Origin of the sequence: Rhizobium sp. R634, assembly GCF_002211305.1 — a bacterium.
Lineage (GTDB): Bacteria > Pseudomonadota > Alphaproteobacteria > Rhizobiales > Rhizobiaceae > Rhizobium.
Window position 1 is genome coordinate 456,924 of sequence record NZ_LOKW01000024.1, and the last position, 24,830, is coordinate 481,753.

The window sequence follows — 24,830 nt, forward strand, 5'->3', positions numbered from 1 at the left end:
CCCATCCGGCGTTCCTACCCCCGCAAATTCCCATATCTGACCGAATAAATCCGATCCCGTCCCAGGAGATGGGCCACCAACGACGATTTGTCGAACAGGCCTTTCATCGCCTGATGGGCAAGATCCAGCCCACCGCTCATGACGCCGAAGGCGGGCATCAGGAGGCGGGCGCCGTCGGTGGCGAAGCAGGGGCGGCGCACGGATCGCTCGCGCCGGCGCACGGTCGCCGCAGGGTGCAGGTGGCCGGCGATTTCGCCGCTCTGCAAGCCATTTCTCGGCTCATGGCGGAAGGTCAGGCCAGCATAGTGCATCTCGTCGACACAGGCGCCCGGAAGATCGACGACCCCGTCGGGATCATGGTTGCCGTTGACCCAGATCCATTCGCGGCCGCGCGCCATCCCGACGATCAATGCGCGAAAATTCTCCGGCAGATGTCGTGAGCCGACGCGGTCGTGGAAATTGTCGCCGAGCGAGACGACGAGTTTGGGGTCATAACGGGAAATGACGGCGGCAAGGACGGTGAGCGTCGCCAGCGTATCGTAGGGCGGCAGCATCATGCCGCGGCGCGCGAAGGCAGCACCTTTCTCCAGATGCAGATCAGACACGACGAGCATGCCGGCATCCGGCAGATAGAGGGCGCCGAATGGATCGCAGACGGCGGCAATGCCGTGAACCGATGTCTCGACGCCTGATGTCGCGGCCAATCCCGATATGTCACGCGCGAGCGCAAGGCGGTTCATCACTATCGTCGTTTCCAAATTTTCAGGCCGCTCTCTTCAGGCCAATGCTTCGGCGATCAGATCATCGGCCGCTTCGGCAAGCAGCACATCATGAGCTTCGCCCGGCACCGCCTCCCGTCCGATTTCCAGCATCACCGGCACGGCCAGCGGGGAAATGTGATCGAGGGCGCGGTGGGTGATGTGCCCTTTGATTCGGATCAGCATATCGCCAAGACGGCGAATATCCAAAAGTCCGGTCGCCGCATCCTGGCGCGTCGCCTGCAGCAGGATGTGATCCGGCTCATGGCTGCGCAGCACGTCGTAGATCAGATCGGCCGACACGGTGATCTGACGGCCGCTCTTTTCCTTGCCGGGGTGGCGGCGCTCGATCAAGCCTGCAATCACGGCGCAATTGCGGAAGGTGCGCTTGAGCAGGAAGGATTCGTCGAGCCAGGCTTCGAGATCGTCGCCCAGCATGTCCTCGTCGAACAGGTCGGAGAGGCTGAGCCGGCCATTGCCGATCATCAGTCCCATATCTTCGAGGCCCCAGACGGCCAGCGAATAATCGGTGGCGACGAAGCCGAGCGGCTTGGCGCCTGCCCGCTCCAGCCGCCGGGTGAGCAGCATGCCGAGCGTCTGATGGGCGAGACGGCCCTCGAAGGGATAGGCGACCATGTAACCCCGGCTGCCGCGCGGGAAAGTTTCGATCAAAAATTCGTCGTGCTTCGGCAGCATCGACTTGTCCGTCTGCAGCGACAGCCAGTCGCGGACCTGATCGGGCAGAAGGCCCCAGCGGTCGGGATCGGCGATCATCGCCCGCACCTGCTCGGCGAGATAGGTCGACAGCGGAAACTTGCCGCCGTTATAGGACGGGATCTTCGGATCGAGCGAAAAGGCCTGTGACGCCAGGCATTCGTTTTCGCGGATCCCTTCGAAGCGCAGCACCTTGCCGGAGAAGACGAAAGTATCTCCGGGAGACAATTGTTCGAGGAAATATTCCTCGACCTTGCCCAGCGTGGCGCCGCCGCGGCCGATCCGGCCGCCCTCGCCGCGCTTGACCATGCGGATGTTCAGCATCGGGCTTTCGACGATGGTGCCGAGGTTGAGGCGATATTGCTGGGCGACGGCGGGATTGGAGACGCGCCAGCGGCCTTCCTTGGTCTTACGGATACGGGCGTAACGTTCGTAGGTCCTCAGCGCATAACCACCGGTCGCGACGAAATCGACGACGCGCTCGAAGTTTTCCCAGCTGAGATCGGCATAGGGCGAGGCGCTGGTGATCTCGTCGTAGAGTTCCAGCATGTCGAAAGGTTCGGCGCAGGCCATGCCGAGCACGTGCTGGGCGAGCACGTCGAGCGCGCCGCGGCCGACCGGCGGTGTATCCTGCGCGCCGATATAATTGGCGTCGAGCGCCGCCTGGCACTCCATGACCTCGAAACGGTTGGCCGGCACGAGGATCGCCTTCGAGGGCTCGTCCATGCGGTGATTGGCGCGGCCGATGCGCTGGGCAAGGCGTGAGGCGCCCTTCGGCGCGCCGACATGGATGACGAGATCGACATCGCCCCAGTCGATGCCGAGATCGAGCGTCGAGGTGGCGACGACGGCGCGCAGCCGGTTTTCAGCCATCGCCGCCTCGACCTTGCGGCGTTGGGCGACATCGAGCGAGCCGTGATGGAGGGCAATCGGCAGGTTGTCGTCATTGATCGTCCAGAGTTCCTGGAAGAGCATTTCGGCCTGGCTGCGGGTATTGACGAAGAGCAGCGTCGTCTGGTGATCGAGGAGTTGCCTGTACACATCGGGAATGGCGTATTTGGCGGAATGGCCGGCCCAGGGAATGCGCTCTTCGGTGGACAGGATCGAGATATCGGGCTTGGCGCCGCCTTCGACGACGACGAGGCCGGCATGATGCTCTTTCCCCTCCTCATGGGCGACCAGCCATTTCTGCAGGTCCATCGGCTCGGCCACGGTCGCCGACAGGCCGATGGTCTTCAGACCGGGGGCAAGGCGGCGCAGACGGGCAAGCCCGAGCGAGAGCATATGACCGCGCTTCGAGGTGACGAGCGAATGCAATTCGTCGAGCACCACATATTTCAGATCCTTGAAGAAGCGTTCGGCCTCGCGATTGGCGAGAAGCAGGGCGACCTGTTCTGGCGTCGTCAGCAGAATATCCGGCGGATTGAGCTTCTGGCGCTGGCGCTTGGCGTTCGGCGTATCGCCGGTGCGGTTTTCGACGGTGACCGGCAGGCCCATTTCCGCCACCGGCTTCATCAGGTTGCGCTCGATGTCGATCGCCAGCGCCTTCAGCGGCGAGACATAAAGCGTGTGGATGCCGGTGAAGGCCGAGCCGGGCGGAATCTTGCCGCGGCGGGTGAGATCGGTGAGCGACGGCAGAAAACCGGCCAGCGTCTTGCCGGCGCCGGTCGGCGCAATCAGCAGCGTGCTTTCGCCGGCCTCGGCGCGGGCGAGCAGCTCCAGCTGATGGGCGCGCGGACGCCAGCCCTTCTCCGCAAACCAGCGGGCAAAGGCGGCAGGAAGCAGGGCGCGGGCTTCGGAATCGATCTGGTCCACGCCCTGAAGGTAGTGAAAAGCGGAAGAAAAAGAAGAGCGGCCGCCGCTCACATCGCGATATAGCGGTCCTTGCGGTGATTGATGGCCAGCGTCAGGTTGAGCACGATCGCGCCGAGCACGGAACAGGCGATGATGACGGGGCTGGCAACGAAGAAGGAGAGCGCCAGCACGATGCCATCGAAGCCGAGCTGGACGAGGCCGGCACGCCAGCCGAAACGATCCTGGATATAGAGAGCAAGGATGCCGATGCCGCCGAGGCTGGCGCGGTGGCGGAAGAGCGCCAGCATGCCGGCAGCGATGGCGAGGCCTCCGAAGAGCGCACCGGCAACGGGGTGGACATGCCCGATGCCGATGAAGCCGGGCGCGAATTCGGACAGGATTGAGGTGAGCCCGATCGCGACGAAGGTCTTGATGGTGAAAGCGGGGCCTAAACGGCGGAAAGCGAGATAGTAGAAGGGCAGGTTTACCGCAAAGAAGCAGAGGCCGAAACTTATGCCGGTCGCGTAATGCGCGAGGAAGGCAAGACCTGCGGTGCCGCCGGCAAGCAGGCCTGCGCCGGAGAGAAGCGAGACGCCGAGCACGGCGAGCATGCTGCCGGCGACAATGCCCTGCGCATCGTCGAACAGAGAATGGCGATCGGCGCTGGAATTGAGAAAGCCCGCGAAAGCGTTGGACGCCATGATGTTCCCCTGTCGGCTTTTCCGCTTTCTATCCCGCGCGGCGGTAAAGACAAGTGGCGGCGAGATGCCTGTTGACAACTGTGACAATCATGGATATTTTTTATCCACGATTAGAGGAAGCCATTTATGAAGATGAGCGATGGGGTCGAGCAGGCCATTCACAGCGTTGCGATGCTTTCCGGCCTCTCGGACGGCGGCGTGCTTTCAGCAGCAGCGTTGGCGGAATTCCACGGCGTATCGACAAGCTATCTGTTGAAACATCTGCAGGCGCTGTCCGGCGCCGGCATCCTCGATACCGTACCAGGCCCGAAAGGCGGATATCGGCTGGCGAAGGCGCCGGCGGAGATTTCGCTGCTCGACATCCTGCTTGCAGTCGAAGGGCCGGCGCCGGCTTTCCGCTGCGCCGAAATACGCCAGCGCGGGCCGAACCCGGTCTCCGACCGCTTCTTCGCCAAGCCCTGCAACATCAGCGCGGCGATGCTGCGGGCCGAACGCGTCTACCGCGCCGAACTCGCCAAGACGAGCATTGCCGATATCGGCATCGAACTGAATGCCCTCGACGACGGGTCGATCGCAGCCCGAGGCTGCGCTTTCCTTGAAATCCATGAACGCAAAACGGCTCGCTGAGCCATAAAGGAGAAGATCATGCAACCGCGTTTCAATTTCGCCAAAGCCGCTCCGGACGCCTACAAGGCCGTCGCAGCGCTCGAACAATATGTCCAGGCCTCCGGGCTGGAGCGCCGCTTCATCCACCTCATCAAGCTGCGTGCCTCGCAGATCAACGGCTGCGCCTATTGCGTCGACATGCATGTGAAGGAAGCCCGCCACGATGGGCTGAGCGAGCAGTGGATCAACCTGATGTGCGTCTGGCGGGAGTCGCCGATTTATGACGCCCGCGAACGCGCCCTGCTCGGCTGGGTTGACGCCGTCACCAACATCGCCAAGACAGGCGCGCCGGATGGCGACTACGAGGCGCTGAAGGCGCATTTCTCCGAGGAGGAGATGACGAAGATCACGGTGGCGATCGGTGCGATCAATATCTGGAACCGGCTTGCGGTCGGCTTCCGCTCGCAGCATCCGATCGATGCGGCTCAGAAGGCAGCTTGACGGCTTAAGGGATAGATCCCGGCGACCGACCCGAAGAATTCGGGTCGGTTGAATATGCTCACTCGCGATTGGTAGCGGCTCGCGCGGCAGCAGAGCCAGGCCGACTACCCGAGAGATCGGTGCTGTTGAATATGTCGCGGACGACTTTCGCGATTTCCTCTGCGGAAGTGCCCTTGGCATATTCTTCCTGCATGCGGAGCCTCACAAGTTTTTCCAAATCTGACATAGTTCACCTCATCAAATCCGGCGCGAAAAGAAGTGTCGCGCCAGGATCGATCACAGGCAAGTTACGTTTTGTTTAGAATGGCTTACCGATTTGTAATGTCAAAGGGCGATGTAACGGTCGGCGCGGTGATTGATGGCGACGAAGAGGTTGAGCACGACGGCGCCGAGCACCGAATAGAAGACGATGGGCGGCGTGGTGACGAAGAAGGCGGCGGCAAGCACGCACATGTCGATGGCAAGCTGGACGAGACCCGCGCGGATGCCGAAGCGCTCCTGCAGATAGATGCCGAGGATGCCGACGCCGCCGAGGCTGGCGCGATGGCGATAGAGCGCCAGCGCGCCGAAGCCGAGCAGCAGGCCACCGAGAAGTGCTGCCCAGGCCGGATGGATGCTCGATATGGAAAAGAGACGCGATTGCAGATCTGACATCGCCGACGTCAAACCGATGGCGATGAAGGTCTTGACGGTGAAGGCCATGCCGAGGCGCTTCCACGAGAGATAGAAGAACGGCAGGTTGAGCAGGAAGAAGGCCATGCCGAAATTGAGGCCGAAGGCATAATGCAGGAGGAAGGCGACGCCCGCCGTACTGCCGGTGAGAAGGCCGGCGCAGGCGAGAACGTAAAGGCCGAGCGCTGCGACGAGGCTGCCGGAGAAAATGCCTTGCACATCTTCGATCGGCGAGTGGCGCGTCGCGCTGGTGTTCCAGACGCCAAGAGCATTGATGAGCTGTGTCATAGCGCCGGTCTCCAACAGCAGACGAGTTCGGGAACACCCGAAGAGTTCCGGGCGTGATGGATTTGAGGTGAATGCGCCGTAGCGCTCGACATGCTGTCGCCGCGCTTCGTCGTACGCCTTTGAAATATCAGGCTTTCCGGCGGCGGATCAAGGAAAATAGGTAAGCAACGCTGACCTATATAAAAATCGCAAGATACATTCGTTCACCCCGCCTTGCGCGTAAGGAACAGAATGCCGAAAACGGGTTTACCGCCATCTTTGCGAATAACCGTCTTGACGGTCTGGAGGATTTCGAGGCCGTGGCGGCCAAGCAGCCTCCTCACATAGGCTTCCGAATGGGCATAACGCAGCGACGGGGCGAGGTGAAAACCTTCGCCTTCCCCCGCATCCTCGACGGAAAAGGCGATGTCGGCGCCGGCGCCGGCGAGATCGTCGATGATGGCAAAGACGCTCTCGAGATTGCCGAGATACATCAAGACGTCGGCTGCCGTCACAAGATCGGTGCGATGGCGCAGGGCATCCGCAAGGACGCCGGAAAGATCGGGTGCAAGCGATAGATCGGCCTGGGCAAGATAATCGTAAACGCCCTTCTCCGCCGCCTTGGCCAACATTTTCTGCGAGAGGTCGAAGCCCTCGAGGCGGCCGACATGCGCGCGGATTTCCGGACCAAGCAGCCCGGTGCCGCAGCCGAGATCGACGGCGCATTCGTAACGCCTGGCGGTGGAGGCGACCAGCGCGGCAAGCTTCTGCGGCACGCTGTAGTCGAGTTTCTCGACGAGCGAGGTTTCGAAACGGTCGGCATAATCATCGAAGAGCCGCTCGACATAGCGGCTCGGCGGCCGGTCGGGCGCAGCTCCGTCGCCGAGAAGGGCGAGCTTGAGGGCCGAGCCGAAAATATCTTCGGGATCGAGGGCAAGCGTCCTGCGATAGGCCTCGATCGCGGCATCTGCCCTGCCCGCTTTTTCCCGATAGGTGGCGAGGCGATACCAGCCGGCAGCCCAACCGGGCGCGAGCTCAAGCGCCTGTTCCATCAGCTCGGCCGCCGCCTCCGGTTCGCCGCCCTCTTCGAGCATTTTGGCATAATCGGCGCGGCGGTCGGCGATGACGTCGCCTGAGGAAAGCTGGTGGGGCTGCATCATCGGCTCTTCATTTTGCGCATATGGTGGCACTGCGCAGTTTGCATGGCTTCGCATCTGGCGGCGGCCACAAAAAAACTCAAGTCCTATTTCAGAGGCGGAACGGCCAATCCAGGAAAGGGCTTGCGGGCGGTGCGCCGCAACCTTAATTCAGGGGCAAACAGGAGATGGCGCATGTCCGATCAGGTGAACAAGTTCCTCGGCGATTCGCTCGGCCGCACGTTGATAAAACTCATCGTCGTGTCGCTGATTGTCGGTTTCGTCATGACCATCTTCGGCCTGACGCCGTGGAACATCATCTATGGATTCCGTGACTTCATCCTGGAGATTTGGCATCGGGGTTTTTCAGCGCTAGGGCGCGTCGGCGACTATCTCCTCCTCGGGGCGACGATCGTCATCCCGCTCTTCGTCATCCTTCGCCTTTTCAGCTATCGCCGGTAACATGACATCCATCGATCTTTCCAGACGCGGCATGCTGCGCCTTTCCACACTCGCGCTCGCTGCCGGCATCGCCGGCTGCACGACGACACCCCGCCTTGCCGGCACGCCCTCAAACGGCGAGGACGAGACAACAAGCGTGCTGCCGCTTGTCAACCAGCTGAGAGCCAAGAACGGCCTGCCGCCGCTTAGCCCCGATCCGGCGGCGCAGACCGCCGCCCTCTTCCAGGCGAAACGCATGGCGAGCTCCGGCAAGATGGCGCATCTGATCGGCATGACCGACAGCTTCGGCGCCCGCGTCAAGGCGAGCGGTGTGCGGCTGCCGGCGGCGGAAAATATCGCCTCCGGCCAGCAGAGCGTCGATGCCGTGGTGACGGCCTGGATCAACTCGCCACATCATCTGGAAAACATGCTCGGGCGTTATGACGGCCTCGGCGTCGCCGTTGCTCATAATGCATCTTCCCGGAACCTGCCCTATTGGGCCATGGTGCTCTCCAGCCGAGGCGATTCTTCCGCCGCATAATTCCCGAAATCGGAATCGGCTCAGACGCTGTAGATGAGGCCGGCATGGATACGCGCAGCAATAACAATGCGTTCGCTTTCGAGGTGACGCACCGGCTGGTGCTCTCGATCGCCATTCCGATGACGCTCGGTTTCATGACGACGCCGCTGCTCGGGCTGACAAGCACCGCCGTCGTCGGCCATATGGGCAATCCCGAGGCGCTTGCGGGGCTTGCGATCGGCGCGATGCTCTTCGACCTCATCCTCGGCAGTTTCAATTTCCTGCGCGCCTCGACGACAGGGCTGACGGCGCAGGCCTATGGCCGGCGAGACCAGCACGAGCAACAGGCCGTGTTTTGGCGGGCACTGATTTCCGCGCTCGGCTGCGGGCTGGCGCTGCTCTGTCTTTCGCCGCTGTTGATGGCGGCCGGTTTGAAACTGATGGGCGCAGAAGGGGCGATCGCCGAGGCAACCAGCACCTATTTCTCGATTCGCATGCTGGCCGCACCGGCGGCGCTGGCGAATTACGCGATCCTCGGCTTCGTGCTCGGACGCGGACAGGGCAATGTCGGGCTGCTGCTGCAGGCCCTGATCAACGGCATCAACATCTTGCTGTCCATCTATCTCGGCCTGTCGCTCGGCTGGGGCGTGGCTGGGGTCGCCTGGGCAACCATGGCCGGCGAGATGGCCGGTGCGTTCGCCGGGCTCTCCATCGTGCTCGGCGGCTTCGGCAAGGCAGAGCGGCCGGCATGGTCGGAGATCACTTCCAGCCACCGCCTAGCGGAGCTTTTCGCGCTCAACCGCGACATCCTGATCCGCACTTTCGTGCTGATCGGCGCCTTCACCATCATGACACGGATCGGCACCGGCTTCGGCGCGGTGACGCTTGCCGCCAACGCGGTGCTGATGAACTTCTTCCTGCTGTCCGGCTATTATCTCGACGGGCTTGCCAATGCCGCCGAACAGATCACCGGCCGGGCGATCGGCGCGCGGTATCGGCCGGCCTTCGACCGCGGGCTGAAGCTGACGACCCTCTGGTCCTTCGGTCTGGCGGCAATCGTTTCGGCCTTCTTCTTCCTGGCCGGGCCCTGGCTGATCTCGGTATTGACGACCTCGCCCGAGGTGCGGCAGGCGGCCGGGGCCTACCTGCCCTGGGCGGCGGTGACCGGGTTGACCGGCGCTCTGGCCTTCCTGATGGACGGGGTCTTCATCGGCGCGACATGGTCTGCGGACATGCGCAACCGGATGCTAATGTCCTTTGCCGGTTACCTCGTGATGCTCGCCGTCTTCGTGCCGCTTTTCGGCAATCACGGTCTGTGGCTGGCGATGAACGCCTTCCTGCTCTTCCGCGGCTTCTTCCTGGCTATGCTGGTGCGGCCGCGCGCCGATCAGACGTTCCGCGCTGCCCAATAATCCAGCCTGGTGTCCCGCAGCGCGCGGATCGAACCGGCTTTTTCCCGGTCGAGCAGCCCGGAGAGGCCGCGGACGATATCGCCCGGCAGACCGGGACCTTCATACACCATGCAGGAATAGAGCTGGACGAGATCGGCGCCCGCCCGGATCTTCTCCAGCGCCGTCTCGGCCGAGGAGACGCCGCCAACGCCGATGATCGCCAGATCAGGACCGACGCGCTTGCGCATCTTGGCGAGCACGGACGTCGATTTTTCGAACAGCGGCACGCCGGAGAGACCGCCCGCCTCCTTGGCCTGGCGCTGATCCTTGAGCCCATCGCGCGACAGCGTCGTGTTGGAGACGATCAGGCCATCCAGCGGATGCGCGAGCGCTTCGGCGGCGATATCGTCCATGCCTTCTTCAGTGAGATCGGGGGCGATCTTCAAGAAAACCGGGATTTTCCGGCCGGAATTCGCCGCCATCTCGTCACGCACCGCGAGCACGGCGGAGAGCAGCGCCGCAAGGCTTTCGCGCGCCTGCAGGTCGCGCAAGCCGGGCGTATTGGGCGAGGAGATGTTGGCAGTGAAGTAGCGTGCAACGGAATAGAAGCGGCGGATGCCGGCGACATAGTCGGCGATGCGATCCTCGCTCTCCTTGTTGGCGCCGATATTGACGCCGACGATGCCCCTGCCCGTCAGCGCGGCAAGGCGCGTGAAGGCGGCGTCATGGCCTTCATTGTTGAAGCCGAGACGGTTGATGACCGCTTCATCCTCCACCAGGCGGAAGATGCGTGGCCGCGGATTGCCGGACTGCGGCTTCGGCGTCACTGTGCCGATCTCGGTAAAACCGAAACCGAGCTTCAGCAGCGCTTCCGGCACCTCGGCATTCTTGTCGTAGCCCGCTGCCATGCCGATCGGGTTTTGGAAGACGAGGCCGGCGACGGTCTGGCTGAGCCGCGGATCGGACGCGATGTGGCAGGCCGGCACCAGGCCGGATTTCAGCGCCGCAATCGACATGCCGTGCGCCGTTTCCGGATCGAACATGAAGAGGCCCTTGCGGGCGATACGCTTCAAGGGGTCGATCATGGTTGCAGCTCCGGGAAGACGTGAGCGCCGGCCCCATCGAGCGGCAGTGGCGCCTCCCAGAGCACGGCTGCAAGCGGCAGGTCGGCATAGAGATGCGGGAACAGATCGCCGCCGCGTGATGGCTCGAAGAGAAGCTTGTCACCGAAGCCGCTGCCGTCGACGGCAATCAGCATGAGGCCGGACTGGCCGGCAAAATGCAGCGCGGCGGTCCGCTTCACCTGGTCTGCCGTCGAGAAATGGATGAAACCGTCCTTGAGATCGATGCCGGCGCCATGAAAAATGCCGGTTTGTCTGGCTTCCTGCCAGAGCGCTTCCGTCACGATCTTGTAAAGGGTCGGTGTCACGGTCATCATGGCCTCGCGATTGCTGGTCCTCGGTCATCAGCGCTTTGCCGGAAAGAGGCGGCGATGTCCACGCCCCGGCGTTTAAAAAACGAGGCCGAGACAGGCAAATCCGGAGGATAAGACGATGAAGATTCTGGTTCTGACACTTGGCGTTCTTCTCCTGCCGCTCGGCGCCGCGGCGGCCGAAGCCGATGCGAGCCGTTTCCAGCTGGAGAAGAGCGGCGATCATTTCGTCCGTCTCGACCGGCAGACCGGCGCCATGTCGATCTGCCAGGACAAGGACGGCACACTCGTCTGCCGGATGGCCGCCGACGAGCGGGCAGCTTATGAGGACGAGCTCGACCGGCTTTCCGAGCGGGTGACCAAGCTGGAACAGGGCAGCCTCGTCCAGCGCGCGCTGCCGAGCGATGCCGAGATCGACCGCTCGATCAGCATCATGGAGAAGATGATGAAGAGTTTCATGGGGATGGTGAAGGAGTTCCAGGCCGAGGAAAAGGCCAATCCCCTTCCGCAGAAGACATGATCTGATATAGTCATTTCAGTAGATATGCATGCGGCGCGGAGGGGATGGCGGCGCATGCAGGCGTGATCGGACTCTTGGGAGGGAGTTTTCGATGCAGGAACAGACCATCATCATCGCGGACGACCATCCGCTTTTCCGGGATGCGCTGCGCCAGGCGGTGATCGGCATGGAAGGCCGGCAGACGATCGTCGAGGCCGGCGATTTTGCTGCCGCACGCACGGCTGCGGGCACGCATCCGGATGCCGATCTGATGTTGCTCGATCTCGCCATGCCCGGCGTCAGCGGCTTCTCCGGTCTGATGGCGCTACGCGCGGAATTCGGCAGCCTGCCGATCATCATCGTCTCGGCAACCGACGATGCGACGACGATTCGCCGGGCCCTGGAACTCGGCGCTTCCGGCTTCATTTCCAAATCCTCCGGTATCGAGGACATCCGCCGCAGCATCCAGACGGTGCTTGCCGGCGATATCGCCACGCCCGAGAGCTATCGCGACGGTCAGGAGCAGGATCCTGATGTCGCCGATCTGATCCACCGCCTGCACACGCTGACGCCGCAGCAGAGCCGGGTGTTGACCATGCTCGCCGAAGGCCTGCTGAACAAGCAGATCGCCTATGAACTCGGCGTCTCCGAGGCGACGATCAAGGCGCATGTCTCGGCGATTCTCCTGAAACTCGATGTCGACAGCCGGACACAGGCCGTCATCCAGCTCGGCAAGATCAATATGGCGATGGTCGCCTGAGCACGGCACTCGGCTTACAGGATTTTATTCCTTTCTCGTCTTTACTCGGGCGATACGGTCGGTTAATATTCCGCTCGGTTGAAGCGCGGCATTGGATGAGCCGCACGGGATCGGGCGCCTATGCTGTCACATGAGCAGATCTGGGGAGCGATTGACAGGCTTGCCGAACGGCACGACCTGACGCCGTCCGGTCTTGCCCGGCGCGCCGGGCTCGACCCGACCTCCTTCAACAAATCGAAACGGCTATCCGCCGACGGGCGGTTGCGCTGGCCTTCGACCGAATCGATCGCCAAGGTGCTCGAGGCGACAGGGGCGAGCATGGAGCAGTTTCTTGCCTTCATGCGGCCGGGCGGCAGCCCTTCCGGATTGCCGGAAGCCGCGTTTCAGCCGCAGGGCAGCTCCATTCCGCTGCTGGGCTTCGCGCAGGCCGGCGCCGGCGGCTTCTTCGACGACGGCGGCTTTCCGGCCGGCCAGGGCTGGGACGTGGTCGAATTTCCGGCGGCGCCATCGCAAAAGGCCGGCGTTTATGCGCTGGAGGTGCAGGGCGAGAGCATGATGCCGCTCTACCGCGACGGCGACGTGCTGATCGTCGAACCGGGCGCGCAAGTGCGCCGCAACGACCGCGTCGTGGTGCGTACGCGCGAGGGTGAGGTGATGGCCAAGGTGCTGCTGCGCCAGAGCCCGCGGTCGATCGAGCTGATGTCGCTCAATCCCGAACACCCCAACCGCACCCTCGATCTTTCCGATGTCGATTGGATCGCCCGCATCATCTGGGCCAGTCAGTAGGAAGATATTCCATGCGCCCTGCTGCCGTCTTCACAGGTTTCACAGGGATGGCGGTGGTAGCCGGCCTGCTGATGGCAGGCGAAGCAAGGCTTCGCGGCGGCTCATCAGGGGAAGAAAGCACGCCCGCAGATGAGACGGCCGCAGCAGCGCCGGGTGTTGCCCCTGAGACAGCCAAACCCACAGCGAGGATATCCGACGAACGTGCCGAGATGATCGCCCGTTCCGCAGAACCGGCGGCTCCGCCCGCTGCGGCAGCGCCCGATGGCAAGGCGCCCAAACCCGCCGACCTCGCGCAACAAGCGGCGCCTGCCGCCAGCGAAACGGCGAGTCCCGCGGCGAAAAAGGCGATCGAGCTGCCGAGGCCGAAGGTCGAAAATGCCGGCGATCTTTCCTTCGGCGAGCGCAGGCTTCAGCTTGCCGGCATCGTCGCGACACCGGCCGACAGGATATGCGGGCCGGCAGGCCGGCAATGGCCCTGCGGCATGATGGCGAAGACGGCGCTACGCCAGTTGCTGCGCAACCGCAGCGTCGTCTGCGATCTCGATCAAGCCGAATGGAAGGGAACGATCACGGCGGCCTGCCGGCTCGGCACCCAGGATCTCGGCTCGTGGCTTGCCGAAAACGGCTGGGCGGAAGCGGCGGCAGGTTCGCCTCTCGCCGCCATCTCCGAGACAGCCAGGCAGGCGGGGAGAGGCATATATGGCGGCGATCCGCGCCGCAAATAACCGATACGCCGCGACAGGGATTGGCTTCCTCTCGTAGGGGGCGATCCCTTGTAATGGCCGCCGCCACTTCCTAATCTGGGCAAATCGAAAAAGGAATCAGAGATGAACAAGCCGCTTTCCGCCCATGATGCCCTGATCTACGTGATGGTGATGGCATCCGCCGTCGATAGCACGATGAACGACAGGGAGATGACGAGGATCGGCCAACTGATCGGCTTCCTGCCGGTTTTCAAGGATTTCGATGACGATAAGCTGATTTCGATCGCGCGCGACTGCGCCTCGCTTCTTGCCGGGCCGGAGGGCCTCGACGTCGTTCTCGAAACGGTGCGCGATACCCTGCCGGCAAAGCTCTACGACACGGCCTATGCGCTCGCCGTCGAAGTAGCCTCCGCCGATCTCTCGGTCAAAGCCGAGGAACTCCGGCTGCTCAGCCTGCTGCGCGACCGGCTCGGCCTCGACAAGCTCACTTGCGCCGCGATCGAACGCAGCGCCATTGCCCGCTTCCGCAAGGGCTAGAGTCTTTCCCCGGCGCTTCAATAAAGCCCATAAGGAAAATAGCGCAGATAGATTTCCTGCAAACGGCCGTTGCGCGACAGCGCGCCGAGCGCATGATCGATGGCCGATGTCAGCACGCTGTCCTTCTGCCGCAGCATGATGGTCATGCCCTCGCCAAGGAAATGTTCGGAGAGATAAGGGCCGTCGAAGAGCGCGCAGCATTTGGCCGAGGCGGGCGACGAGACCCAGAAGGAAAGCTGCAAGGCGTCGGCGAAAGCGGCGTCGACCTTGCGATCCCTCAGAGCCGTAAGCAGAGCCTCCCTGTTGTCGAAGGCCTGGGCCTTGATCGCCGGGAAGAAGGCAGCCAGCATCGCTTCGTGCACCGTGCCTTTGACGACGCCGACCGGATGGCCAGAAAGCGCGGCCGCCGTCTTTCCGTCCAGCGGCGCTGCGAGATTGCGCACGAAACGGGCCGGCAGCATCAGATAGGGTCTTGAGAAAAGGAACTGCCGGCGCAGTTCCGGGGTCACGGCAAGACCGGCGATGACGGCATCGCCTTGCGAGGCGGCGAGCGCATCCTTGAGATCGGCGAAGGGGACCGCCTGGATCTGGCACTTGTCCGAAATCTCCAGTTCGGCGCAGATTTCGCGGGCGAGATCGACATCGAAGCCGGAGAGCTTGCCGTTCTGATCGGTGAAATTGAAGGGCGGAAAATCGACCGATGTCAGGAAGCGCAGGCGGACCAGCGAGGAAAGATCCGGCCTGGCCAGGCGTTCACGCGCATCGAAGAGCAGCGGCAGCGATGGTGCCGCTTGCTGAGCGGATGCCGTAAAACTCGAAAACAGCGCTCCGAGAAACAGCCCGACCACAAAAAATCCCTTCAAAATCAGGGGCGACAGCTTGGATTGCATCATCGTGATCCGGTCTCGGGTTAAGCGCGAAGCATCGCCGAGATGTACCAGAGTCACGGCTGGCGGGGAATATGCATGGGCGGGATCGTGCCGCATTGGCGGCTCATCCGGCTGCCGCCGCAACATACTGGTGGATAACCGTTCAGCCCAGAAATTATGGGCATCCCCCACCCCGGCGTTAGGGCGGAATTAAAGAATAGCGCCTTTATTTATCGCGACGTCATCGGACCCGCCAGTCGATCGCATGATGCGCGCGTCAGCAGCTCTGTTTGCAACAATTGATTTCAAGCGCCGGGCGCAACAGGCCCGCCAATCGGGTGATATTTCCATGCTGAAACATCTGAAAATCCGCACGAAGATCATATCGGTCGTGGCGCTGCTGGGACTGGTTGCCATGGCCGGACTTATCTATGTCATCGCCGAGTTCCGCCGTGCGGATACGGCCTACAGCGCCTTCATCGATCATGAGGCGCTCGCCTCGATGCAAAGCGCGCGCGCCAGCGCATCGGTCGTCGCCTCGGTGCTTCAGGTCAGCCTGCTTGCGGATATGAAGCCCGATACCCCGGCGTTCGAGACCGCGCTCGCCACACCCAGCAAGCTGCCGCAGGCCCGGGACCGGATGAAGCAGGCAGTGGCGCTTGTGCCCAGCCGCAAGCCGGCGATCGATGAAATCCAGGCCGGCATCGACGAGATCGAAACTCTGGCAGGCAAAATCATCGTACAGAGCAAAGCCAAGGACAGCGCCAGCGCCAAGGCAAACGTTGCCCTGATCAATGCCAAGCTCGACGCGCTGACGCCGAAGATGATCGCCAACAACGATGCGATGATGGCGATGCTCAACGATGGCGGCGACGCACTCTCGGCTTCCGTCAATGGACGGATCAACCTTTACCTCGCTTTGATCGGCATTGCTGTTCTCGCCGCGATCGGCCTCGGCGTCGCTGTCGCCCAGATCGGCATTGCCGGCCCGATGGCCGAACTGCGCCAGCGCATGACGCGGCTTGCCGAAGGCGATACGGACAGCGACATCAGCGGCCTCGACCGCCACGACGAGGTCGGCCAGATGGCCAAGGCCGTGTCGGTCTTCCGCGACAACGCGATCGAGCGCGCCGAGATCGAAGCGCGCGCCGCGGCCGACCGCAGCCTCAGCGACGGCGAGCGCCGCGAGCGCGAGGCGCAGAAGGCCCGCGAAGCCTCCGAACTCGAACGCGCGGTCACAGCACTCGGCGATGGCCTGCGCCGCCTTGCCGCCGGCGACCTCGCCTCGCATATCAACGAACCCTTCGTCGCGCATCTCGATGCGCTGCGCGAGGATTTCAACAATTCGGTCGAGAAGCTCAACGAGACCATGCATACAGTCGGCGCCAATGCCCGGGCGATCGGCGCCGGCGCCAACGAAATCCGTTCTTCCGCGGACGAGCTTTCCAGGCGGACGGAACAGCAGTCGGCCTCCGTCGAAGAGACGGCGGCAGCACTCGAAGAGATCACCACGACGGTGCGCGACGCCGCCAAACGGGCCGAGGAGGCAAGCCAGCTCGTCGCCCGCACCCGTCTCGGCGCCGAAAAATCCGGCGCGATCGTCCGCAAGGCGGTCTCCGCCATGCAGCAAATCGAGCAGTCCTCGGCCGAGATCGGCAATATCATCGGCGTCATCGACGATATTGCCTTTCAGACCAATCTGCTGGCCCTCAATGCCGGCGTCGAAGCCGCGCGCGCCGGCGAAGCCGGCAAGGGTTTTGCCGTCGTCGCCCAGGAAGTGCGCGAACTCGCCCAGCGTTCGGCCAAGGCGGCAAAGGAAATCAAGGACCTTATCACCACGTCGGGCACGCAGGTGCAGACCGGCGTTTCGCTTGTCGGCGAAACCGGCAAGGCACTCGATTCGATCGTCCACGAGGTCCAGGAAATAAACCAGCACGTCCACGCGATCGCCGAAGCCTCCCGAGAACAGTCGATCGGGCTGCAGGAGATCAACACGGCCGTCAACACGATGGACCAGGGCACGCAGCAGAATGCGGCGATGGTCGAGCAATCGACGGCCGCCAGCCACAGCCTTGCCACGGAAGCAGCCGCGCTCAACAATTTGCTCGGCCAGTTCCGCCTGACGGGCACCGGCAGCTTCGCCGCCGCCGCGCCGATCGCCTCGATCCGGCCCCCGGCCCCCGCCCCGCGCGCCGTAGCGCGCCCGGCTGCCAAGGCGCCGATCCGCATCGCGAGGGAAGGTACGGCCCGCCCGACCGCCTCGCCGGCCCGCACACTCGGTCAACAGCTCGCCAACGCCTTCGGCGCAGGCAGCAGCGCATCATCCAGCAAGGATGCCGACTGGACGGAATTCTGAACCGATCGATACAGGCATGTCGAGGGGCGGCTGCGGCCGCCCTTTGCTTTCAGGCAGCACGCACCAAAGATTGAGAGCGACATGCCGTTTGCTTGATGCGCGGGACTTTATAGGGAGTATGATCGTATCGTTCGGCTCATCGGGGGATGGATATGAAACCCGCAATCATCGGCCTCATCGGCACTCTGGCTCTTGCCGGGTGCACCACCGCCGCCGCCAACTACAGCGGCCCCGGCCTTGAGCCGATACCCGGCAGCATCACCTATAGCGGCCAGCCGCGCACCAAGCTCACCAAATCGCCGCCCGGCTCCGCCTTTCCGCACGATTTCATCGACCAATACGGCCGGCAAGTGGAGGAAACTTACATCATCCGGCCCGACAGAAGCCTGGTCATCGCGCATCGCCGCTACAGGCCGATCTGGTTATTCGACGATTAAGCGCGTTCGATTCAGTTTGCGGAAAAATTGGAGCGGGTGAAGGGAATCGATATCGTCACTTAATGGCTTGTAATATTTTGATAATCATTGACGCTCGTGCGAGAGTACCGAGATTTGTACCGAAAAGCGATCGGGATGTAGATAGCCGATAAAAACCTTGTAAGACAATCTCCATCCACGGTAGAACCTATCCTCGCGACGTATTGAAGTTGAGGCGGCATGGAACGAGCCCTTGAGCGCATCGACCTTATAGAGAAAGCCAGATTGTTCTCTGAGGACCTCTATGCACAAAATCAGATCGAGCGACCAAACGGCGAATCACCGTTCTATAAAGTGAGCCTCGGCGACAAATACCGGCCGAAAGACGCTGTAACGCTTCTATTGGACACCTCCCCCTCATTTTTCGGGCATAAGGAGGTTATGTTCGCTAGTTTTACGAGCTGGGTGATCTTACCGAACGACCCGAACGTGAGGCTCGAACTTATCGGCCTCTGCATTAAGCGACTTCTCGCGAAGGCCGAAGCAATCGCGTCAGAAGATTTCAGCGAAAATTCGATCCTTATGCGAGACCTAATCGCTCGGCATTTGATAGCAGGTCCGCAATTCATAGAACAAATCTATGTGCCCTTCGGTGGTGGAATGGAACTGCTGTCTGACTTCGGTTCACGGACTATCGCCGATCACCTTTTCGATGATGAACGAAAGAGTTTCTATACGATCTTAAAAATGATGGCTTCGTGCCTTTACGTTGCGAGTTGCACTTCGGAAGACGGGTCGGTTCAGCCGACCGTAAACAAGGCCGTGGCAACTGTACGCACCTTCATCGATCCCAAGATAATGTCCAGGGCATCAATCTACGCCAAATGGGCTGAATGCAAGGATACAATCGCCTGGATCTGTGCGGCAGAGAGCATTGAGCTGGAGATTGGCACCCTACTAGATAAACTGCTTCAGGCGAATGCCACCTTCGAAGAGCACGGTAAGCTCTTCGAAAAATGGGCGCGACGGGCGAAATTCTTTTGCGAGCATGTTCTCCGTCGCATGCCAGACAGCGAACTCTATGAGGCGAACATTCGTCCACTTCGTAAAGTGGAACCCGAGCGCTTTTCACTGAATTTGCTAACGCCAAGCGATGTGGCATTTACCAAAAAGGCATACAGCCTTTAGAAGAGCATTTTACGGGCGCACAACTTTTCTGTTGTCTGTATTTCTTTCGCCTAGTCCAAAAAACTCTGGAAATGGTCAGCTCCGTCGCCGCGGTGCATCTTTGTCTCGTCTTCATCACACAGGAGCAGACGATGACAACAACACACGCAAGCAAACTGACGATCGCATCGAGAATCCATCCCGATAGCTTCCTCCGCCTGAGTTCGATTTTGAGCCCGATTGGACCGCTTCCGATCAGCCGGTCTAGCTGGTGGCTGAAGGTGCGACGAGGCGAGTTCCCTCAGCCGATCAAGCTCGGACCGCGTACCACAGCATGGCGCGGCAAAGACATCATCGACCTTATTGAACGTCTCGAGAACAGGAGCAACAAATGAACGCGATTTATGAATGTGCGCCGCAGAACTTGCTTGAGGTCGGCGCAACTACCTATCTTAAAAACGTGCGGTCTCAGATGGTGCAGTTGCTCACGAGAACTGATGATAGCCTCAGGGTTCAACTTGGCCAAGTCTATGCCGCTGCTGAATATTTGCGGGACGACGTAGATCAATGGCAAGCATTTTGCGAGCAGGACGAGTGGCTCAACTTCAAAGGAAGGCCGCGCGCGACAACTGCACACCAAAAGAACGCTCTTAAGCACGCCATCCGTTTCGCAGTAGGCTTTGACGGCGCGAAAGCGAACAGCACGGTGCACCGCTATAACAATGCGATGAGGGGATGGTGGCAAGAGGGCGTAGCCGCTCAAGAAATTCCAATGCTGCTTGAGCAGAACGGGGGTGTCGAGAAAATGAAACGTGCCAATGCCGATCGGGGTGGCCTGTTATTGAGGCTGCGTGAAAATCGGCATGCAAAGTCGATAAACAAGGAGACTCGGCAATTTGATGCCATCGTCGTAATTCGTGTCTTCGAATCCGCCGACGGTATACGTGAGGCAGAGATTATGACCGGCATCGCAAGCGTGAAAAAACTTCCGCTGATCGAGCACTTCGAGCCGCATTTCGAAGAATGGCACGATAGGGAAATCCGGGCAAAAAAAGCTATGCCCGGGACCCGTGCCCCTACCTTGTAATACCCAACCCACCACCGCGAAAATTCATCATTTACGACAGGCAAGGCTGCCTGAACGGTAGAACATTGCCTGTCGATTATTAGGAGAGCCTATGAACACCAACAGACGTAAACTTTACAGGGTAAGAACTATGCAGGGTTTTGAGCGGCAGGCCCTCGCAGAAGATCAGCGACTTCGGAGATATCGGGTGTCGTACGCGTGCTGGCACCTATTCAGTGATCAGACACGAATAGACCTTGCTGCGAGAAATGCAGAATCGCTTAAAGCGATTAATGCAATCGCTCGCATAGAATTCACCCGTGCTCTTATGATGGAACTTCAGGGAATTCGTGCAAAGCTGGAACCAGTGCATTTTGTCACTCTCATTTCGGATAAGCACGCAGGGTCACTTTCCAAGGTGTCATCTTTTGATCTGAAATCCTACCGCAAGTGGGTGCGCGAAGCGCTGGAGGGTTTCGATTTTATCGGACTTGCGGACCTTGCCTACTACTACCGATCACCATTTCTCTCGGACGGCTACAAGCCGCACGGGTCATGGCACTGCCATCTTATAGTTTGGGGCGTACCGGAAGGAACGATCCAAGCCAAAAAGTGCGCTATGGACAAATCCGAGAAAGCTTTCGTTCCCGGCGCCACACCTTTTCATTACGATACCCGATCAGGTGCACAGGTTGACGAGATGCTCTTCTATTTAGCGAAAGGCCCAGTCGCGGAATATTCAGCATTTCCGATCTTGTCCGATCAGGCCGATCTGATCACCGGCGAGCTCATTAAGGTGCCCACTTCTAGATGGAGGAATCAAAAGCGGAAGATAGGACCTGCAGCCCTTATTCGAGCGATCAATTGCATCGGAGACGTAACCTTCAAAGACATGTGCATTGCTAATGGCCATGGAAGACACCTTAAGCGCAGGGCCCTTAAAAAAACGCGGGCGAAATTGGCAGTTCTCCGGCGCCTACATCAACAGGATCTAGCTCGCGCATTATCTGACTTCTGAACCAACCCCCAAGTAGTGCGTATTGCATAATTATCAACCTCCGATTGACAATCGGCGTGAGTTCTGATATAACATATCGTCGCTGACGATCGGCGGCTTGTTGAGGGGCTTCGGCCCCTCTTTTAATTGGAGAGCTACATGACGACTTCTAATGCCCTTGCCGCCGCCGGAATAAGCCTGCCCCACCCCGTTATCATTCTCGGCCGCGACGACAATGGCAAAGCCCACGCCTCGTTCTTCCCTGCGACAGACGCCCAGCCGGCCTCACGTGCCGCTAGTCTGATGGGTATGCTTGCCCTTCCAGCTGACAACGACGCGGTGCGCTCGCTGTTGCCGAAGCTGCCAAAGGGAAAGCTGTTCGACAGCGGGAAGGCGTTCGTGCCCTTTGTAAAGCAGGACCTCTACAAGCAGATCGCTGCTCACCTGCCGGAAGCCGACCGAGCCAAGGCGGAGGAAGTGCGAACTGCCCCGGTTGACGTTTCGCAACAGGGACACGCAGCAACGCCGAGCAACGTTCCGGATGATTGGGGCAAGGTCGCCGTCGGCAGCTTGGTGCTCGCAACCGAGGATCCCCTCGAAGGCTGGTTTGAAGCAACCGTCGTTGAACTGAAGTCGGACAACGTCTTGCGGCTCCAGTGGCGGCACTACCTCGACCTGCCGCCGTTCAACCGCCGGCTTGAAGACGTGGCGCTGCTGCATCCGTCGATAAAGATGTGAGGCCGACCGATGCGGAGCCTCGCTATGACTTCATCTCCTGATCAACAGGCGGCCGTCGAAAGGACGGCCACCATTCGCACCCTCAACGACGCCTTCCGGCGCAATCCGACTGCCGGTCGGGCCGTCATAACGCCGGCAGTGTGCGCTCTGCCTCAAGATCAGCGCTTGGCCCTGCTGAGGGCTGTCGTGGGCTTCACCGCATTTGATGCCGGTAACGATCCCTACAACGAGCATGACTTCGGCGTCATCGAGTTGGATGGCGTCAGCTATTTCTGGAAGATCGATTATTTCGATCAGGACTATGACATGGGGTCACCTGATCCTGCCAATCCGCATATCACTCGCCGTGTGCTGACGATAATGCGGGCGGACGAATACTGATGGTCAACCTGCCTTCGGCTTTCGACCTGACCGCAATGGAGGGGGCTTTGCTGCCGTGTCGTCAACCTGCTGAAACAGGACCGACACAGGCACTTGGAGAACTCCAGCGAGAGCTTCAAGCGTCGACACGGTCACGTTCTCCACGCCGCGTTCAACTCGGCCCACATAGGAGCGATCGATCTCGGCGGCCAAAGCTAACCGCTCCTGCGACAGTCCTTTGGCTACCCGCAAGCGTCGCAAGTTCCAGCCAATGGTTTGCCGCACGTCCATGCGGAAACAAAGCCATATTCACAGCTTGACAATCGACGGACTGACAGTCCCATATTATTGCAACCACATCACGAGGGGCATTAGTCGTGATTCTTTCGAGAGGGAATTTATGAAAATAGCAGTCGGAATTATTGGAATCTTCTTGGGCCTGCTCGTGCTGATGCAGTCATGCGCGGTCACGGCGGGCAGCGGCTTGCTTCAGGACAAGGCCACGGGAGGTGCCGGGGCGATCGGCATGTTGGTCGGCCTGCTGTTCTTTATCGCAGGGGCGTTCTCGTTCGCCCTGCCGCTTGTCGGCTCGATCATGTTCGCGCTGGCCGCAGCTTTCGCGTTCATCGCCTCGACCTCGGGCAGCTTTAGCGACATCACCATCTGGGGCTTTATCGCTTTGGCGCTGGCGGTCATGTCATTCTTCACATGGCGTTCAACTAAGCGGGCGAAGACCGATGCTGCTGCCTAACAGTTTAAAGGTCCTCGCAGTCGGCTTTTCGGCTTACCTTGCAGCCGCGTCAGGAGTGGGAGCAGCCGAGACGAACTACTATAACAGCAAGCCTTGGGAGGTCGTTCTACATACCTCCGAGGCCCCTAACGAACACTCATATTGTGCTGTTCGCACGTCGCTATGGGATACAAGGACGATTTCAGTCGAAACGCAGATTGGAGCCGCAGACGCGGTCACGATGGCTATTCGCATCAGAAAGGAGAACTGGAAACTTCCGCTCAATCAGACAACGGCGGTCGGTTTCATGACAGTGGCCGGCATCGGTGCCGAAGCCACGATGAAAGCGATCAACACGGAAGAGCTTTATTACGAAATTCCGGATGGATCTGTTGACGAACGTAGCTTAATTTTGAGTACCATCCTCCAACAGATATTCGGCGCGCGGCAGCCCCCGTCCCTCACGGTCAAGTTCGCAGGCAATGAACCGATGTGGACCGTACCTGCCCTGAACCGATATCAAACAATCGAGCTTAATGAGGCATTCAGCCGCTGCGATGTGGACCTCAGAGGGCTGCGGGCGAACTCAATTGAGGGCACTGCGGACACCTCGCCATTCGCGCCCGCGTCCTCAAATTCGCGCATACAGAATGCTCCTGTCACCGTCGCGCAGTCTCCGACGGATTGGGAATTTTACACCCGGGGTGAAGGGGGTCTTACATGCTTCGCATCAACTCATCGTGGTATAGTGATGGTCGGCCTAATGGGGTCGCCGGGAAAGGATCACGTGGGATTCGTTAGCAGCCTTTTCACCGGCGAGACGAGGGCGACGTGGCACGTCGATGACATGCCGGCCTACGTATTAAACGGGAGAGAGGGCGACGGCGCCACTTGGCATGAGTTTGGTCAGCTGCCGACCGAATTGCTGAATCAGATGGCGCAGGGCAAGGAACTCGCGGTGACAGGCGCAAAGGGCGAGCGCGTAGCTGTTAGCCTCGCGGGGGCCGCCGATGCGATCTCTAAATTCAAGGCCTGCTATGGCACACCCGACCCGGATTCTGCTGCCGCAGGGTCGCCTGCTCGGCCGAAGTGAGAACCACCGATATATTGTTTGCGACCTTAGTTCCGCTTTTCCGTTTCTTCTGGCATTGCTTACGACTCTGTGCGTGAAATATTCGTCGTGATGTTGGGGAACTCATGTCTTCTTTTAGCCTGCCCTGGATCGCCGGCCCAGTTCCAATTCTGGCGACGATTTGGTCGGCCTATATCACTACTGAAGCTCTCGTAAATCGAAGAGAAATGACTGGTGAGCGTTTTGTTGCTGCGTTTCTCTTTCCATTAGGTTTCATCGCTCTGATTTCGCTGATGTTTTTAGGGGTGTACGACCTCCCTGTTGTCGTAACGATAGGGCAGTTTGCGACGGCTCCATGCTTTGTTGGGATATATGTTTTAGAGAAGCATCGCCACGGCGATCCTTTTTTTCAGACCGCAGAAACAACAATACGCGATCTGCCATGGACGTTATACTTCATGGTAATTGTTTATATTATTTATTTCATACTCGTGTTCACATTTCCTATTTCAGAAGCTTGCACGATTAGTAAGTGCTACGCTTTAGAGCTCCTACTCGGGCGCAAAGAGTATGGCTTCTCCGTCCTGTACTCTTTGAGTTTTGTCGGATCTGCAATGCTGGCTTTAATTATTTTGATATTATTCAAGATCACCACTCGAATAAAATCGCACCATTGATTACGCAATGAAGGGGTTGAATAGTCCGTAGCATGAGCGGCTTATCTCAAATACTAGAATCGATCTTGGCAAACGAGTACTGATGAGCCTTTTACAGCGGCATTTCCCACAAGTGCCGGTGTATCTGACAGTTGCAAGCCTGTGGGCGCGCGTTGATGTATAA

At 60.2% G+C, this 24,830-nt stretch carries 30 protein-coding genes; 21 read left to right on the forward strand and 9 right to left on the reverse strand.

Annotated features, from left to right (window positions below; genetic code table 11):
* Nucleotides 1–14 precede the first annotated feature (14 nt).
* From pdeM to ATY77_RS22695, 3 genes are read right to left on the reverse strand one after another with little or no spacing between them, the layout of a single operon-like run.
* Nucleotides 15–740, reverse strand: coding sequence for a ligase-associated DNA damage response endonuclease PdeM (gene pdeM / locus ATY77_RS22685; RefSeq protein ID WP_088688924.1), 726 nt, complete (start codon nt 738–740; stop codon nt 15–17).
* A 36-nt stretch (nt 741–776) separates the two neighbouring features.
* Complete coding sequence (locus ATY77_RS22690; protein ID WP_088688990.1) at nt 777–3,287, reverse strand: ligase-associated DNA damage response DEXH box helicase; 2,511 nt, start codon at nt 3,285–3,287, stop codon at nt 777–779.
* Nucleotides 3,288–3,334: 47 nt separating this feature from the next.
* A complete protein-coding gene (locus ATY77_RS22695; RefSeq protein ID WP_088688925.1) occupies nt 3,335–3,967 on the reverse strand; it encodes a YitT family protein in 633 nt (210 codons plus the stop codon).
* Between the two features lie 126 nt (nt 3,968–4,093).
* Here ATY77_RS22695 and ATY77_RS22700 point away from each other — a divergent pair, with 126 nt between their 5' ends.
* A complete protein-coding gene (locus ATY77_RS22700) occupies nt 4,094–4,594 on the forward strand; it encodes an Rrf2 family transcriptional regulator (RefSeq protein WP_088676751.1) in 501 nt (166 codons plus the stop codon).
* A gap of 18 nt (nt 4,595–4,612) precedes the next feature.
* On the forward strand, nt 4,613–5,074 hold the full coding sequence (locus ATY77_RS22705; protein ID WP_088688926.1) for a carboxymuconolactone decarboxylase family protein: 462 nt from the start codon (nt 4,613–4,615) through the stop codon (nt 5,072–5,074).
* Nucleotides 5,075–5,398: 324 nt separating this feature from the next.
* On the opposite strand, the gene ATY77_RS22710 is transcribed toward ATY77_RS22705, so the two are convergent.
* Nucleotides 5,399–6,034 (reverse strand): YitT family protein, encoded by a 636-nt coding sequence (locus ATY77_RS22710; protein WP_088676749.1) that lies wholly within the window; start codon nt 6,032–6,034, stop codon nt 5,399–5,401.
* Nucleotides 6,035–6,237: 203 nt separating this feature from the next.
* Nucleotides 6,238–7,170, reverse strand: a complete 933-nt coding sequence (locus ATY77_RS22715) for a methyltransferase (protein ID WP_088688991.1) — start codon at nt 7,168–7,170, stop codon at nt 6,238–6,240.
* Between the two features lie 174 nt (nt 7,171–7,344).
* On the opposite strand from ATY77_RS22715, the gene ATY77_RS22720 reads away from it, so the two are divergent.
* The 3 genes from ATY77_RS22720 to ATY77_RS22730 are packed head-to-tail and all read left to right on the forward strand — an operon-like array spanning nt 7,345 to nt 9,522.
* The gene (locus ATY77_RS22720) at nt 7,345–7,611 is read left to right on the forward strand and encodes a DUF6460 domain-containing protein (RefSeq protein WP_088676748.1); all 267 of its coding nucleotides are present in this window, start codon (nt 7,345–7,347) and stop codon (nt 7,609–7,611) included.
* Between the two features lies 1 nt (nt 7,612).
* Nucleotides 7,613–8,131 (forward strand): CAP domain-containing protein, encoded by a 519-nt coding sequence (locus tag ATY77_RS22725; RefSeq protein WP_088688927.1) that lies wholly within the window; start codon nt 7,613–7,615, stop codon nt 8,129–8,131.
* Nucleotides 8,132–8,175: 44 nt separating this feature from the next.
* Nucleotides 8,176–9,522 carry an MATE family efflux transporter gene (locus ATY77_RS22730; RefSeq protein WP_088688928.1) on the forward strand — a complete coding sequence of 449 codons (1,347 nt, stop codon included), beginning with the start codon at nt 8,176–8,178 and terminating at the stop codon, nt 9,520–9,522.
* Here the strand turns inward: ATY77_RS22730 and ATY77_RS22735 are convergent.
* Nucleotides 9,498–10,586: a quinone-dependent dihydroorotate dehydrogenase gene (locus ATY77_RS22735; RefSeq protein WP_088688929.1), complete on the reverse strand. Its 1,089-nt coding sequence runs from the start codon at nt 10,584–10,586 to the stop codon at nt 9,498–9,500. The two genes, ATY77_RS22730 and ATY77_RS22735, sit on opposite strands and share 25 nt — an antisense overlap.
* Nucleotides 10,583–10,936 (reverse strand): DUF952 domain-containing protein, encoded by a 354-nt coding sequence (locus ATY77_RS22740; RefSeq protein WP_088688992.1) that lies wholly within the window; start codon nt 10,934–10,936, stop codon nt 10,583–10,585. Before ATY77_RS22740 ends, ATY77_RS22735 begins: the two co-directional genes overlap by 4 nt.
* Nucleotides 10,937–11,054: 118 nt before the next feature.
* Here ATY77_RS22740 and ATY77_RS22745 point away from each other — a divergent pair, with 118 nt between their 5' ends.
* From ATY77_RS22745 to ATY77_RS22765, 5 genes are all read left to right on the forward strand, one after another.
* Nucleotides 11,055–11,453, forward strand: a complete 399-nt coding sequence (locus ATY77_RS22745) for a hypothetical protein (RefSeq protein WP_088688930.1) — start codon at nt 11,055–11,057, stop codon at nt 11,451–11,453.
* A gap of 91 nt (nt 11,454–11,544) precedes the next feature.
* Nucleotides 11,545–12,192 carry a response regulator transcription factor gene (locus tag ATY77_RS22750; RefSeq protein WP_088688931.1) on the forward strand — a complete coding sequence of 216 codons (648 nt, stop codon included), beginning with the start codon at nt 11,545–11,547 and terminating at the stop codon, nt 12,190–12,192.
* A 120-nt stretch (nt 12,193–12,312) separates the two neighbouring features.
* Complete coding sequence (locus ATY77_RS22755) at nt 12,313–12,978, forward strand: helix-turn-helix transcriptional regulator (RefSeq protein ID WP_088676742.1); 666 nt, start codon at nt 12,313–12,315, stop codon at nt 12,976–12,978.
* Between the two features lie 11 nt (nt 12,979–12,989).
* Nucleotides 12,990–13,703, forward strand: a complete 714-nt coding sequence (locus ATY77_RS22760) for a thermonuclease family protein (RefSeq protein WP_088688932.1) — start codon at nt 12,990–12,992, stop codon at nt 13,701–13,703.
* A 102-nt stretch (nt 13,704–13,805) separates the two neighbouring features.
* Nucleotides 13,806–14,219, forward strand: coding sequence for a tellurite resistance TerB family protein (locus tag ATY77_RS22765; RefSeq protein ID WP_088676740.1), 414 nt, complete (start codon nt 13,806–13,808; stop codon nt 14,217–14,219).
* A gap of 17 nt (nt 14,220–14,236) precedes the next feature.
* Here the strand turns inward: ATY77_RS22765 and ATY77_RS22770 are convergent, their stop codons facing one another.
* Entirely contained in the window at nt 14,237–15,112 is an 876-nt protein-coding gene (locus tag ATY77_RS22770) for a transporter substrate-binding domain-containing protein (RefSeq protein ID WP_088688933.1), read from the reverse strand.
* A 325-nt stretch (nt 15,113–15,437) separates the two neighbouring features.
* Between ATY77_RS22770 and ATY77_RS22775 the strand changes: the two genes are divergently transcribed.
* The 8 genes from ATY77_RS22775 to ATY77_RS22810 all read left to right on the forward strand — a co-directional run bounded on the left by ATY77_RS22775 (nt 15,438) and on the right by ATY77_RS22810 (nt 22,209).
* The gene (locus ATY77_RS22775; protein WP_088688934.1) at nt 15,438–17,444 is read left to right on the forward strand and encodes a HAMP domain-containing methyl-accepting chemotaxis protein; all 2,007 of its coding nucleotides are present in this window, start codon (nt 15,438–15,440) and stop codon (nt 17,442–17,444) included.
* A gap of 152 nt (nt 17,445–17,596) precedes the next feature.
* Complete coding sequence (locus tag ATY77_RS22780) at nt 17,597–17,881, forward strand: hypothetical protein (protein ID WP_088688993.1); 285 nt, start codon at nt 17,597–17,599, stop codon at nt 17,879–17,881.
* Nucleotides 17,882–18,100: 219 nt separating this feature from the next.
* Nucleotides 18,101–19,048 carry a hypothetical protein gene (locus ATY77_RS22785; RefSeq protein WP_088688935.1) on the forward strand — a complete coding sequence of 316 codons (948 nt, stop codon included), beginning with the start codon at nt 18,101–18,103 and terminating at the stop codon, nt 19,046–19,048.
* Nucleotides 19,049–19,179: 131 nt separating this feature from the next.
* Nucleotides 19,180–19,422 carry an AlpA family phage regulatory protein gene (locus tag ATY77_RS22790; RefSeq protein WP_088688994.1) on the forward strand — a complete coding sequence of 81 codons (243 nt, stop codon included), beginning with the start codon at nt 19,180–19,182 and terminating at the stop codon, nt 19,420–19,422.
* Complete coding sequence (locus ATY77_RS22795; RefSeq protein ID WP_088688936.1) at nt 19,419–20,114, forward strand: hypothetical protein; 696 nt, start codon at nt 19,419–19,421, stop codon at nt 20,112–20,114. Before ATY77_RS22790 ends, ATY77_RS22795 begins: the two co-directional genes overlap by 4 nt.
* A gap of 91 nt (nt 20,115–20,205) precedes the next feature.
* Nucleotides 20,206–21,111: a hypothetical protein gene (locus ATY77_RS22800; RefSeq protein WP_088688937.1), complete on the forward strand. Its 906-nt coding sequence runs from the start codon at nt 20,206–20,208 to the stop codon at nt 21,109–21,111.
* Nucleotides 21,112–21,249: 138 nt separating this feature from the next.
* Complete coding sequence (locus tag ATY77_RS22805) at nt 21,250–21,828, forward strand: hypothetical protein (protein WP_088688938.1); 579 nt, start codon at nt 21,250–21,252, stop codon at nt 21,826–21,828.
* A 9-nt stretch (nt 21,829–21,837) separates the two neighbouring features.
* Nucleotides 21,838–22,209 carry a DUF3768 domain-containing protein gene (locus ATY77_RS22810; protein WP_088688939.1) on the forward strand — a complete coding sequence of 124 codons (372 nt, stop codon included), beginning with the start codon at nt 21,838–21,840 and terminating at the stop codon, nt 22,207–22,209.
* 3 nt (nt 22,210–22,212) lie between these two features.
* On the opposite strand, the gene ATY77_RS22815 is transcribed toward ATY77_RS22810, so the two are convergent.
* Nucleotides 22,213–22,479 (reverse strand): helix-turn-helix transcriptional regulator, encoded by a 267-nt coding sequence (locus ATY77_RS22815; RefSeq protein ID WP_088688940.1) that lies wholly within the window; start codon nt 22,477–22,479, stop codon nt 22,213–22,215.
* Nucleotides 22,480–22,588: 109 nt separating this feature from the next.
* On the opposite strand from ATY77_RS22815, the gene ATY77_RS22820 reads away from it, so the two are divergent.
* The 3 genes from ATY77_RS22820 to ATY77_RS22830 all read left to right on the forward strand — a co-directional run bounded on the left by ATY77_RS22820 (nt 22,589) and on the right by ATY77_RS22830 (nt 24,667).
* Nucleotides 22,589–22,939, forward strand: a complete 351-nt coding sequence (locus ATY77_RS22820; RefSeq protein WP_088688941.1) for a hypothetical protein — start codon at nt 22,589–22,591, stop codon at nt 22,937–22,939.
* 220 nt (nt 22,940–23,159) lie between these two features.
* Nucleotides 23,160–24,011, forward strand: coding sequence for a hypothetical protein (locus ATY77_RS22825; RefSeq protein ID WP_141103960.1), 852 nt, complete (start codon nt 23,160–23,162; stop codon nt 24,009–24,011).
* A 104-nt stretch (nt 24,012–24,115) separates the two neighbouring features.
* Entirely contained in the window at nt 24,116–24,667 is a 552-nt protein-coding gene (locus ATY77_RS22830) for a hypothetical protein (RefSeq protein WP_141103961.1), read from the forward strand.
* The last annotated feature ends 163 nt before the right edge of the window (nt 24,668–24,830 follow it).

Bases quoted from the DNA above. Each gene is read 5' to 3' on its own strand.
- pdeM (WP_088688924.1), bottom strand. From the start codon at position 740: ATGAACCGCCTTGCGCTCGCGCGTGACATATCGGGATTGGCCGCGACA.
- ATY77_RS22695 (WP_088688925.1), bottom strand. From the start codon at position 3,967: ATGGCGTCCAACGCTTTCGCGGGCTTTCTCAATTCCAGCGCCGATCGC.
- ATY77_RS22700 (WP_088676751.1), top strand. From the start codon at position 4,094: ATGAAGATGAGCGATGGGGTCGAGCAGGCCATTCACAGCGTTGCGATG.
- ATY77_RS22705 (WP_088688926.1), top strand. From the start codon at position 4,613: ATGCAACCGCGTTTCAATTTCGCCAAAGCCGCTCCGGACGCCTACAAG.
- ATY77_RS22710 (WP_088676749.1), bottom strand. From the start codon at position 6,034: ATGACACAGCTCATCAATGCTCTTGGCGTCTGGAACACCAGCGCGACG.
- ATY77_RS22715 (WP_088688991.1), bottom strand. From the start codon at position 7,170: ATGCAGCCCCACCAGCTTTCCTCAGGCGACGTCATCGCCGACCGCCGC.
- ATY77_RS22720 (WP_088676748.1), top strand. From the start codon at position 7,345: ATGTCCGATCAGGTGAACAAGTTCCTCGGCGATTCGCTCGGCCGCACG.
- ATY77_RS22725 (WP_088688927.1), top strand. From the start codon at position 7,613: ATGACATCCATCGATCTTTCCAGACGCGGCATGCTGCGCCTTTCCACA.
- ATY77_RS22730 (WP_088688928.1), top strand. From the start codon at position 8,176: ATGGATACGCGCAGCAATAACAATGCGTTCGCTTTCGAGGTGACGCAC.
- ATY77_RS22735 (WP_088688929.1), bottom strand. From the start codon at position 10,586: ATGATCGACCCCTTGAAGCGTATCGCCCGCAAGGGCCTCTTCATGTTC.
- ATY77_RS22740 (WP_088688992.1), bottom strand. From the start codon at position 10,936: ATGACCGTGACACCGACCCTTTACAAGATCGTGACGGAAGCGCTCTGG.
- ATY77_RS22745 (WP_088688930.1), top strand. From the start codon at position 11,055: ATGAAGATTCTGGTTCTGACACTTGGCGTTCTTCTCCTGCCGCTCGGC.
- ATY77_RS22750 (WP_088688931.1), top strand. From the start codon at position 11,545: ATGCAGGAACAGACCATCATCATCGCGGACGACCATCCGCTTTTCCGG.
- ATY77_RS22755 (WP_088676742.1), top strand. From the start codon at position 12,313: ATGCTGTCACATGAGCAGATCTGGGGAGCGATTGACAGGCTTGCCGAA.
- ATY77_RS22760 (WP_088688932.1), top strand. From the start codon at position 12,990: ATGCGCCCTGCTGCCGTCTTCACAGGTTTCACAGGGATGGCGGTGGTA.
- ATY77_RS22765 (WP_088676740.1), top strand. From the start codon at position 13,806: ATGAACAAGCCGCTTTCCGCCCATGATGCCCTGATCTACGTGATGGTG.
- ATY77_RS22770 (WP_088688933.1), bottom strand. From the start codon at position 15,112: ATGATGCAATCCAAGCTGTCGCCCCTGATTTTGAAGGGATTTTTTGTG.
- ATY77_RS22775 (WP_088688934.1), top strand. From the start codon at position 15,438: ATGCTGAAACATCTGAAAATCCGCACGAAGATCATATCGGTCGTGGCG.
- ATY77_RS22780 (WP_088688993.1), top strand. From the start codon at position 17,597: ATGAAACCCGCAATCATCGGCCTCATCGGCACTCTGGCTCTTGCCGGG.
- ATY77_RS22785 (WP_088688935.1), top strand. From the start codon at position 18,101: ATGGAACGAGCCCTTGAGCGCATCGACCTTATAGAGAAAGCCAGATTG.
- ATY77_RS22790 (WP_088688994.1), top strand. From the start codon at position 19,180: ATGACAACAACACACGCAAGCAAACTGACGATCGCATCGAGAATCCAT.
- ATY77_RS22795 (WP_088688936.1), top strand. From the start codon at position 19,419: ATGAACGCGATTTATGAATGTGCGCCGCAGAACTTGCTTGAGGTCGGC.
- ATY77_RS22800 (WP_088688937.1), top strand. From the start codon at position 20,206: ATGAACACCAACAGACGTAAACTTTACAGGGTAAGAACTATGCAGGGT.
- ATY77_RS22805 (WP_088688938.1), top strand. From the start codon at position 21,250: ATGACGACTTCTAATGCCCTTGCCGCCGCCGGAATAAGCCTGCCCCAC.
- ATY77_RS22810 (WP_088688939.1), top strand. From the start codon at position 21,838: ATGCGGAGCCTCGCTATGACTTCATCTCCTGATCAACAGGCGGCCGTC.
- ATY77_RS22815 (WP_088688940.1), bottom strand. From the start codon at position 22,479: ATGGACGTGCGGCAAACCATTGGCTGGAACTTGCGACGCTTGCGGGTA.
- ATY77_RS22820 (WP_088688941.1), top strand. From the start codon at position 22,589: ATGAAAATAGCAGTCGGAATTATTGGAATCTTCTTGGGCCTGCTCGTG.
- ATY77_RS22825 (WP_141103960.1), top strand. From the start codon at position 23,160: ATGGCTATTCGCATCAGAAAGGAGAACTGGAAACTTCCGCTCAATCAG.
- ATY77_RS22830 (WP_141103961.1), top strand. From the start codon at position 24,116: ATGTCTTCTTTTAGCCTGCCCTGGATCGCCGGCCCAGTTCCAATTCTG.